Raw genomic sequence first — 10,882 nt, 5'->3', positions numbered from 1 at the left:
GTTTTGCCACTGATGCCAGTAAGGATAGATCGGTGGAACTGTGCTGGCCTGGTCGAGCCTTTTAACCTGCTCTTTTGTAAGGTTCCAACCCACTGCACCAAGGTTTTGCTTTAATTGCTCTTCATTCCTCGCTCCAATGATGATACTCGAAACTGTCGGTCTTTGCAGCAACCAGTTTAGTGCGACCTGGGCTACACTTTTGCTTGTTTCCTCGGCCACTTCATGCAATACATCTATCGTATCGTAGAATACTTCTTCTTTTACAACCATTTCCGGAACCGGACTTCCTCCCTGTGCTACCCGTCCTTCAGTTGGAACAGGTTTATTTCGGCCATATTTACCACCCAGTCTTCCGGCAGACAGTGGTGACCAGATGATGGCACCTACTTGCTGATCAAGTCCTAAAGGCATCAACTCCCATTCGTATTCTCGGTTAGCCAGAGAGTAATACACCTGATGTGCAACATATCGGTTCCATCCGTTTTTTTCTGATAGGCCCAGTGACTTCATCAAATGCCAGCCGGAAAAATTGGAGGCAGCAATGTAGCGGACTTTTCCACTTTGTATCAGGTCATCAAGGGTCCGTAGGGTTTCTTCTACTGGTGTATTCCCGTCAAAACCATGCATATGATAGATGTCGATGTAATCCGTTCCGAGGCGCTTCAGACTGCCTTCTATCTGCTTTAAGATATGGAAACGGGAGGAGCCCTGGTTATTTGGGCCTTCCCCAAAAGTGAAGGTTGCTTTTGTAGAAAGTAAGAGTTTATCTCTTTGGTGACCAGCGATTGCCTTGCCCAGTACTTCCTCGGCCAGGCCATCAGAATAAATATCTGCGGTGTCGAAAAGGTTTACTCCAGCGTCCATGCAAATGTCAATCAGCCTTTTGGCTTCTTCAGCTTGTGTACTTCCCCAGGCTTTGAAAAATTCATTGCCACCACCAAAAGTAGCGGTACCGAAACTTAATACGGGCACCTGTAAACCTGATGCACCTAATTGTCTGTATTCCATTTTTCTTTAGTTTAACTTATTTAATATTTTCGTTTATTTTTATTCTGACCACCAGGTAGGGAGGTTTTCTCCTATCTCTTCCATTGTTGAATCCTGGTAGACGATTCCATTGCCCAAGAGTGACATAGACATAACCGTTGCGGTAAGCCAGGCCATCGGGCCAGACAAAATTATCTTTGTCATGCGCCAGAAGGTGATATTGCCCATCTGCAGTCCGCTGAACAATTGATTGTTGCTCAAAACTGCCAAAGTAGATATTCCCATTTTCATCTTCTGCCAGTCCGTCGCAGGCGGGATGCTCTCCCTCAAATTTTACCGCATCAGCAAGTTGCAGGCTGGTGGTGTTGAAATTACTGAGTATACCGGTAGAAAGACTATACAAATGGCGGCCCGTAATGGCTGTCCAGTACAAGGTATTGTTATCCGGGCTAAGGGCTATACCATCAGCACCACCATTGGGAAAGCTTTGTTTCTTAATGTTATAGATGTGCGGCCTACCCTCAAGAAAGCCCATAAATCCGGGTTCGGGCGAGGTGCTGTAATGGTTCAGTAATACCTCGCGGGTTTGACCAGAAGCAACATCGATCACAATCAGGGAATAGTGTTCGCCGAAACCTGAATTGGCAATGTACACTGTCCCTTTTTCTCCATGTGAGAGGTCAACTCTGAGGTCATTGTAATGTGCATCATCAGAAAGCACCGGTTTTGGGATCACCAGTGTATATAAGATCTTCTTTGTTCTGATGTCTATGGCAACTACCTTGGCTGCACCTTCGGGTATTTGATCGATACCTGCCCGTTTTCCGTCATCCAGCACCCAAAGAACATCTTTTTTATCGATATATATTCCATGAGGCGATACCAGCCAGTCTTTAAAAGGTTTATTGGAAGGGAACACATATTCCCGGCTCGGAAAAGGAATTACTTTGCCATCAATCAGTTCGGCTAATGCCAGGGAATCATGAAGATCAGCATGCCTTGGAAAACCAAGGAAAACCCGGTTATCAGAACTTACCGCAATGCCGGATACATCTGGAGTGGGCGGCGATATATGGGCTATGATTTCATAATCCTGTTGGGCCATAACCAGGGGGCTGGCAAAAAGGAATATGGACAGGAAAAGCAGGTTAACAAAATGTTTCATAACTGCATTTATTTGTACGTTATCATTTCAAACGTTTCTTTATCGTATGATACTACAAAGTTCAACAATTGAAAGTTTTTAATGTTGTAAAAATGTAGTATATTATTGTAGATTTATCGTAATCGAACATGAAATTACTTATGAACAGAACGCAGTTTGAGCAGTTAGTTATACACGATTTTGAAGAAAAGTCATTTCATTTGCCGGTGCATGGGCATACCTATTATGAACTTGTTTACATCAGGAAGGGGGCGGGACTGCATTTGCTTAACAATAACCAGCTTGAGTATAAAGCAGGCGATTTGTTTATTGTTAGCCCGGCAGATCAGCATTATTTTGAAATCAAAAAAAGCACGCATTTTACTTTTATAAAATTTACCGATAGCTATTTTGCTAAGCATAAGATGAACAGGCCAGACGCCCTGAGTTTATCAACACCTGAAGCGATCATGAACAATAAACTTTTAAAAGAAGTGAAATTGAAGATGGATGAACCTTGTATTTCTATTCTTCGAAATACAGTAGAAAATATTGTGGCCTATAATTGCCGGAAAGATGTAGCTTCCTCACCATTGGTATATTATCAGATACTTTCGATTTTTGGGCTTATAAGGGAGGCGGCGGCTAAACTCAGCATTCGTATCGATGATGGTCAGTCGGATAAAGAAGAATTGATATCTTACATACATCAACATATCTATGAACCGTCCTTAATACAAATTAAAAATATTTCAACTCAATTTCATATAGCGCCAACTTATTTTAGTGATTACTTTAAACGGAAATTTGCTGTCGGCTACCGAGACTATGTGAACACCTACCGAATCAAACTTATAGAAAAACGGCTGCAAGCGTCAGGACTTACGCTGAAGCAAATTGCACAGGAGTTCGGTTTTACAGATGAAAGTCATCTGTCACATTTTTTTAAGACTATGCGTAAAATGAGTCCTTTACAATTCAGGAACCTCAACCGTTCATGATATCTCCAAAATAAATTGTAATTTGGCAACAATGAACAATCAGATCAAATCTTTTTTCGATAAATCACCTGCTAAAAGCTCTCCGTCTTTTGCTGTTGTTTTATTGATGATGCTATGCCTGATCTCTACTTGTTCTATCAGAAAAGGACTTCAATCTTTTTTCTCCCAAAATACCATTGAATTTACGGGTTCTGGTAAGCTAAATAAAGCAAATATTTACAACAGAAATGTTGAGTTTTCCAATGCGTCTTGCAATACCGGGAGTGATATACAACTCGGAACACAACCGACATCTTTGCAGGAGTCACTGCGCGTGGCCATCATTCCATTTCTATTTTTTGTTTTACCCGGATTTTTACTTTCATTAAGGTCTTTGGTTAAAGATCATTCGGTTCTTCCCATTCCTTTATCGCTATTACGCTGGCCACAAACCGCTTTGTTTTTGCAAAACAGGCTTCTTCTGATATAGAATTGTTTCGATAAGAACAATTTTTTAGTCTACAATTCTATTCATTTTATTTTTTAGCTATGATGAGGAATCCTCTTCAATTGCTTTGCCTGTTATTTATACTGTTTAGTATAAGATCAAGAGCTCAGCAACCTATTAATTTTTCTTTAAAACAAGCATTTAAACTTGCAGATCAGACTTATCCTGGTCTTGCTGAACGTGAAGCCCGGATAGGCGAATATGAACTACGTAAGCAGGAAGCAAAAAGCAGATCCCTTCCGCAGATTCAGTTACAGGTACAAAACTCTTATGGAACCTTTGAAGGGACCAACGGGGCTTTTTTCCCAGTCCCAGGTGTATTCAACGTATCTGGCAGCAGCAAACATGAGAACAATTCCATTCAGGCAACAGGCAATACCTTTGGGTCGGTCCTGATGGATTGGAAATTTTACGAATTTGGTAAACAGCGGAAAACCATCCAGGCTGCTGACTACCAATTACAAGGTGCAAAAAGCAGTTACGAGGCTTCCAGTTTGTCTTTACATGCAAAAGTGAGCCGACTTTATATTGATGTTCAATATAGTTATGCCAATTTAAACTGGGCGAGCAAGAATGTTGATCGGTTTAAACAAATTCTGGATCTTTCTACCAGCTTAACAGAAGCCGGACTTAAGCCCGGAGCCGATACTTCGATTAGCTCCTCCGCCTATGCACAAGCATTGGCTTTAAAGGACAACTGGAAGGGAAAATACCTGGCCAGTCAGATCAATTTGACCGAAGTGGTGCCATTTAAACAAATCTCCTTGCCACAACCAACATTGCAAGTGTCATTCAAAAATAACCTACTTAAGGATTCGGTAGTCCTAAGCCATCCTTACCTGCAGGTTTTGGATAAACAGGTGCTTTACGAAAAAGCGCAGCAAGCAGTTGTGTCTAGTAAAATCCTTCCTTCTTTATCTATTCTGGGAGGACTTGCTACAAGAGGCAGTGGAATAAATTCAAATGGCAATATAGAAAATGGTATAGGCTCCGGATACCAAAACTATGCAAATAATTACCTTATAGGAGTGGGCCTGATCTGGAATATCGGGAATGCCTATACCAGTTCCCTGGAGCGTAAACGTGCGCAAAAAACAATACAAGGGGCCCAGTCCAGATATGATTTGCAAAAACTGCAAATGAATATTGCTCTGGGAGCCGTATCGGCACAAATTGATCAGCAAGTGCAATTACTTCATCACAGCGAAATGGCCTTAAAAAAAGCAACGGAAGCCTATGAAAGCTATTTAACCCGTTATGAAAGCGGCTTGATCAATTTAACCGATTTACTGCAGATCCAATCCCTTTTGCAACTAGCAGAAAAGGAACAACTGCAGGCTGCTCAAACTTTTTGGAATCTGCTGATCACCCAGGCAGAGCTTTCAGGCGATTTTACCAATGTTATCAACCAATTTAATTAGATGCTATGAATATGATCAGGTTTGCCTTAAAAAAGCCCTTAACTATAATGGTAGCAGTCATGGCCATTGCTTATTTTTCCTTTACTGCGATCCGGAACATCAACGTAGATATATTTCCTAAAGTTGAACTCCCGGTAATTTATATTGCCATGCCGTATGGAGGGCTGGCCCCCGCATACATGGATGGTTTTATGGCCAACGAGTTCCAAAAGGTACTCATTTTTGTAAGTGGAGTCAAAGACATAGATTTCAAAAGTGTACAAGGTTTTACCCTCATGAAACTTACTTTTTATCCGGGTACAGATATGGCACAATCCTCTGGTGAGGTAGCTGCGCAGGTGTCCCGGGCTATGGGTTTTCTGCCCCCCGGGGCAGTACCACCTCAGGTTGTCCGTTTTGACGGTAGTTCTCTTCCGGTGGGGCAGCTGGTCTTTGAGAGCCCCAAGCGCTCTATAACAGAACTTCAAACGTTGGCGCAAACTAAGGTCAGGCCTATGTTTGTCAATATTCCGGGGGTAACAGCTCCTGCGCCTTTTGGAGGTAACGTGCGGACTATTGTTGTAAAAGTAGACCCTCAGCTGATGCAGTCCTATGGTTTGTCTGCTGAACAGGTGACCACCGCTATAGCTAAAAATAACTTCCCCTCACCAGCAGGAAATATCCGCATAGGGGATCAAAATCTGATGAGCCCACTCAACTCCATCGCCCGTGGCCCTGAAGAATTTTTAAACATACCTGTAAAAACAACGTTTGAGAATACAGTCTTTATTAAAGATATAGGTACAGTAGAGGATGCTGCAGATGCGACGACAGGGTACGCTATTATTAATGGAAAAAGATCTGTTTACCTACCCGTAATCAAAAAGGCAGATGCTTCTACCTTAAAAGTTGTATCTGATTTAAAAGCAGCCATTCCCCAATTAAAAGCGGCCATGCCTGAAGATGTGGACGTTAAATATGTCTTTGATCAATCAGGATATATTGAACGTTCTTTAGAAAATCTGATCCACGAGGGTTTACTCGGAGCAATGCTTACCGGTTTGATGGTATTTATCTTTCTTGGAGACTCCAGGGGTGCATTAATCGTTGTTCTAACGATCCCAATTGCTATACTTTCTGCAGTGATCATGCTGTATATGTTTGGGCAAACCATTAATGTAATGACATTGAGCGGACTGGCACTGGCCATAGGGATCCTTGTAGACGAGGCTACGGTAACTATTGAAAACATCCATCAGCATTTTGAAATGCAAAAGCCAAAGCAACGGGCTATTCTGGATGCTCTTTTAGAAATCTCGATTCCAAAAATACTCATCCTGTTTTGTATCCTGGCGGTATTAATACCGTCATTTATGATGACTGGGATACCTAAAGATATGTTTATGCCACTGTCTATGGCGGTTGCCTTTGCCATGATCGCTTCATTTGTAGCCTCTCAAACTTTTGTACCTATCCTGGCCAACTGGCTCATGCAACCTCATATCCATCAAAAGGTAAGCTTTCATAAAAAGGAACTCAGCAGATTTGAAAAATTCAAACGTCGTTATCTTCTCATTACCCGGTATGGGCAAAGCCGGACCGGTAGCGTATTTACATTATATGCATTGATTGTAGCGGGTTTAATCTTAGCAGGAGGTTTTTTTATTGGGACTGATATATTGCCCTTAAGTAACAGTGGAGATATCCAACTGCGGATCATTGCGGCTGAAGGAACCAGATTAGAGAAATCAGAAGATTATTTAAAACAGGTTACCCAAATTGTCAAAGCGCAATTACCTGATGCTGCTGTTAAAATTAGTTCGGCTTTTGTAGGAATGCAACCTTCAGCAACAGCCATAAATCCGATATTTCTTTTTACAAGCGGTAGCCATGAATCTGTCTTGCAAGTATCCATTGACCAGAAAATATACCCAGGTTCTATGGCCAGATTAAAAGAGAATATCAGGCAGGAGATCCACGCAAAACTGCCAGAGTTAAAAGTGAATTTTGAACCTATAGAACTGGTAGAAAAGATCATGAGCCAGGGGGCAATGACACCGATACAAATTAAGGTAGCAGCTGGTCAACTTAAGGAAGCAGAGAAGTACGCCAAAAAAATCGAAGCAGGACTGCTGAAAATTCCTTATTTAAAAGATGTAAGGGTTGCTGAGCCTATAAACTCGCCCAGTGTTCAAATCAATGTAGACCGGGAACTTGCAGCACAATTTGGGTTAACCATGGAAGATGTTGCCCGTACACTGGCAATGGCGACATCCTCTACCCGTTTTACCAATAAGAATTTATGGCTAGACCCGAAATCCGGGCTCGTGTTCCAAGTTCAGATCCAAATTCCTGAATCTGATATGCAATCTTTGGATAAGCTCCGGGCACTTCCTTTAAAATCAGGTGCATCCAGGCCTGTTCTTGAAGATGTAGCAATACTTCGTTTGGTAAAACTTCCAGCTCAGGTGAACAGACAGGGACCTAACCGCTATGTGAGTGTATTGGCCAATACCTATCAATCCGATTTGGGCACGGCTTCAAAGGCGGTGAAAGCTGCAATTAAGGGTGCGGGTGAAGTTCCCAGAGGGGTGATTGTTTCGACTGAAGGGTTAATGAAGTTGTTGGATGACACCCTCTCTGGATTGAAAACCGGTTTGCTGGTGGCCATTGTGGTTATATTTTTAATGCTTACCGCCTATTACCAATCTTTTGCGGTCTCAGGTCTTATTTTATCGGTAGTTCCTGCTGTAATAGGAGGTAGTTTGCTGATGCTTATTATTTGTGGCAGCACTTTAAACTTACAGTCTTATATGGGAATCATCATGTCTGTTGGTGTTTCGGTTTCTAATGCCGTGCTGATGATCAATCAAGCTGAGGTTAACCGTTTAAAACACAACCTTGCTGCTAAACAAGCGGCTTTCTTAGCGGTTTCATCGAGGTTAAGGCCCATCATCATGACTACCCTCGCGATGATTGCGGGTATGATCCCAATGTCGTTGGGAATGGGCGAAGGAGGAGAACAGGTTGCTCCTCTTGGTCAGGCCGTAATTGGGGGGCTTGTTTTGTCTACGTTGACGGCTTTGCTTGTTCTGCCACATTTATACACCACCATCATGAAAAATAAGGCCGCCAACAGTCCAAGTCTGGATCCTGATGACCCTGAAAATTTCAGTCAGAATCATTTAGAGAAAAAAGCTCCAGCTAACAATTAAAGAACAAAAAGAAATGAAACAAAATCAATATAAATTGTATAGAACGCAAGGGCTTATGCTGGCCTTGTTGTTCGTCTTATCAGCTTGTCACCAGGAAAAATCAAACGTTCCCCATGGTACAACAAATAAAAAAAATGAGGTTCAGGTGAGCGTTGTTCATCCTGTACTGGACCAGCCCTACTTTTCGTTGGAGCTTCCCGGTGAGCTTAAGGCGTATGAGGAAGTTGTGTTGTATCCAAAAGTAAAAGGATTTGTAAAAAAAATAATGGTAGATAGGGGAGCTAAAGTAACCAAAGGGCAACTTCTGGTTGTATTGGAAGCACCAGAAATTATTCAGCAATATATGTCGGCAAAGTCTGATGAGCAAAAATTTCAGGAAGATTATATCTATAGCCGTCAATCGTATGAAAGATTAAAAAAGGCAGCTTTAAAATCCGGAGCAGTTGCGGAAATTGAGTTGGACCGGGCTAAAAGTAAATTAAAAAAAGACAGCGCTGCTTTTATATCCGTGAAAGCGAAAACAAATGCGTCGGCACAGTTACAGCAGTATCTAAAGATAACAGCACCATTTGATGGAGTCGTTACAGAGAAAAATGTTTCTGCAGGTGCGCTGGTTGGGGATGGATCGCAAGTGGCTTTGCTTACAATAGCACAAACCCAAAAGCTCCGGCTTACGGTTGCAATTCCTGAAAAACATGCCCAGTCTATCTATAATGGAATAAAAGTGTCTTTTACAGTGAAGAACTATCCTGGAAAAACATTCTCCTCCAACTTTTCAAGGAAGAGTAGTGTTTTAGACCAGAAATCACGTGCTGTAGTAACCGAATTTGATGTTCAGAATCAATCCGGAATTCTGGGGGGTGGGGAATATGCACAGGTTAAACTTAATATGAGAAGACCCAGCTCAACCTTGTGGTTGCCGGCAAGCAGTATTGTGACAGCTCAGTCAGGTGTTTTTGTTCTAAAAGTAGAAAATGGATTGGCCGAGAGCGTGCCGGTAAGTCTTGGCATTAGAAAGGGCGAACTACAGGAAGTATTTGGAGATATAAATCCACAAGATCATGTCGTTAAAGTTGGATCGGAAGAATTGACCCCGAAAACCAAGCTTCTCATCAAGTAATGAACTCTAACAGCAGGAAATATTTAAATTTCTTGCTGTTATCCAGACTTCTTGGTTCTGGCAGAACAGAATAATGATCAGCTTATTTTGCCAGTGCATATTTTTTGTTAATTTTCAGGTGATGGAAAATTCTATAGAAGATTTAATGTACCCAATTGGCCGGTTTGTACCAGCAACCAAATATAGCCCGGATAATATTGCCTCCTGGATTGGTGGCCTAAAATCAGCACCTTTATTGTTTGATTATTGCATAGAAAATCTGGATGAAGCACAGTTAAATACATCTTACCGACCAGGTGGCTGGACCATTATACAAGTCGTTCATCATGTAGCAGACAGCCATATGAATGCCTATATCAGATCAAAACTGGCCTTAACAGAAGAGCAACCAAGGATTAGTCCTTATGATGAAAATCTTTGGGCTGAATTGCCAGATGTTCATCTGGTTCCACTTAACGTATCTGTAACGTTGCTGCATGCCTTGCATAGGAGATGGACAGCTTTGTTGGAAAATATTAAAGATGAAGACTGGACAAGAACCTATTACCATCCCGGAAATAAAGAGTACATGCCGATCTGGCAAATGGTCAATCAGTATAACTGGCATGGGGCACATCATGCAGAGCAGATCATTTCATTACGTAAAAGAATGGGATGGTAATATGCTTGTGTGTTTGTAGATAGATACTAATTCCCCATACGAAAATCACGCACGCTGCTCTGTTGCAAGCTCAAATCTTCGAAATAACTTACCGATCCCTTGTCTACAGGACATTGAGCACTAATGCCCATCCAGATTTCAGCAGGATAGTTGTTTTTATAGAGGCGAACCATATGCCAGGTCTTCTTGTCAACAGAATAATAGCTGGCCACCGTACGCGTGTCAGAAGAGATCTTCATGTAAACAAAAGGGCTTTGTATGGCATCGTGGTTATTGTCATCAGAGGTGCCAATGGTTCTTACAGTGACCAAACGATGGTTTCCACGTTCATCCTGTTCAAAACAATATTTCTGATAAAAGTTATCATGTACATAGATATAAAGCACCCCGGCGTTGTAAAGACCTTTTTCTGTAAAAGTAGGAGTGACCTTTGAAACCAAGGTAAAAGGCTTTGTATTATCCACCTTTGCCAGGAGAATAGGTGCGGTATTATTGGACAGCTGATTGTTCGGGTCAGAGAAATAATCTTTCTTTTCCCCCACATGGAAAGCTATTTTTCCATTATTATCTGTTTTCGCAAGGGTATCTGCTCCGTTAACGGATTTTGTGAAATGAATTCCGGAGATTGAAATATCGCAAGGTGTCCCATTTACACGTGCCGAATCAGTTGATGTTGCCTTCATGGAATCTTTAGATTCCTGATCTTTTATCTCTTTATTATTGCAGCTGAATAAAAAAGCGATTCCCATCAAAGCACTGATACCTGAAAATTTTGATTTCATAGTTGTTTTATATTTTATAATCGTCGAAAAAACATATTTTCGTCAGGCTAAAGTTAAACGCAGACTCCGGTTGCTACAATACCTC

9 protein-coding genes are annotated in these 10,882 nt (G+C 41.7%); 6 read left to right on the top strand and 3 right to left on the bottom strand.

The genetic code is table 11. From position 1 onward, the window contains the following. On the bottom strand, nt 1-1,008 hold a 1,008-nt coding region (locus DBR11_RS11555), incomplete at its 3' end, for an aldo/keto reductase (protein ID WP_108552754.1). 16 nt (nt 1,009-1,024) lie between these two features. Continuing rightward, nucleotides 1,025-2,152, bottom strand: a complete 1,128-nt coding sequence (locus DBR11_RS11550) for an L-dopachrome tautomerase-related protein (RefSeq protein ID WP_108552752.1) — start codon at nt 2,150-2,152, stop codon at nt 1,025-1,027. A 140-nt stretch (nt 2,153-2,292) separates the two neighbouring features. On the opposite strand from DBR11_RS11550, the gene DBR11_RS11545 reads away from it, so the two are divergent. The 6 genes from DBR11_RS11545 (at nt 2,293) to DBR11_RS11520 (ending at nt 10,015) form a co-directional block, all read left to right on the top strand. Then, nucleotides 2,293-3,132: an AraC family transcriptional regulator gene (locus tag DBR11_RS11545; RefSeq protein ID WP_108552759.1), complete on the top strand. Its 840-nt coding sequence runs from the start codon at nt 2,293-2,295 to the stop codon at nt 3,130-3,132. A 31-nt stretch (nt 3,133-3,163) separates the two neighbouring features. Then, nucleotides 3,164-3,601, top strand: a complete 438-nt coding sequence (locus DBR11_RS11540; RefSeq protein ID WP_108552750.1) for a hypothetical protein — start codon at nt 3,164-3,166, stop codon at nt 3,599-3,601. Nucleotides 3,602-3,660: 59 nt separating this feature from the next. Continuing rightward, on the top strand, nt 3,661-5,040 hold the full coding sequence (locus tag DBR11_RS11535) for a TolC family protein (protein ID WP_108552748.1): 1,380 nt from the start codon (nt 3,661-3,663) through the stop codon (nt 5,038-5,040). Nucleotides 5,041-5,045: 5 nt separating this feature from the next. After that, nucleotides 5,046-8,234 carry an efflux RND transporter permease subunit gene (locus DBR11_RS11530; RefSeq protein ID WP_108552746.1) on the top strand — a complete coding sequence of 1,063 codons (3,189 nt, stop codon included), beginning with the start codon at nt 5,046-5,048 and terminating at the stop codon, nt 8,232-8,234. A gap of 13 nt (nt 8,235-8,247) precedes the next feature. After that, nucleotides 8,248-9,354: an efflux RND transporter periplasmic adaptor subunit gene (locus DBR11_RS11525; protein WP_108552744.1), complete on the top strand. Its 1,107-nt coding sequence runs from the start codon at nt 8,248-8,250 to the stop codon at nt 9,352-9,354. 121 nt (nt 9,355-9,475) lie between these two features. Further along, a complete protein-coding gene (locus DBR11_RS11520) occupies nt 9,476-10,015 on the top strand; it encodes a YfiT family bacillithiol transferase (protein ID WP_108552742.1) in 540 nt (179 codons plus the stop codon). Between the two features lie 26 nt (nt 10,016-10,041). Here the strand turns inward: DBR11_RS11520 and DBR11_RS11515 are convergent, their stop codons facing one another. Beyond that, nucleotides 10,042-10,797 carry a DUF1349 domain-containing protein gene (locus DBR11_RS11515; RefSeq protein ID WP_108552740.1) on the bottom strand — a complete coding sequence of 252 codons (756 nt, stop codon included), beginning with the start codon at nt 10,795-10,797 and terminating at the stop codon, nt 10,042-10,044. Nucleotides 10,798-10,882 lie beyond the last annotated feature (85 nt).

Source organism: Pedobacter sp. HMWF019 (assembly GCF_003061025.1).
In the GTDB taxonomy this organism is placed as follows: domain Bacteria; phylum Bacteroidota; class Bacteroidia; order Sphingobacteriales; family Sphingobacteriaceae; genus Pedobacter.
The sequence above is the reverse complement of the archived record's forward strand: the minus strand, read 5'-3'. Positions and strand labels throughout refer to the sequence as shown.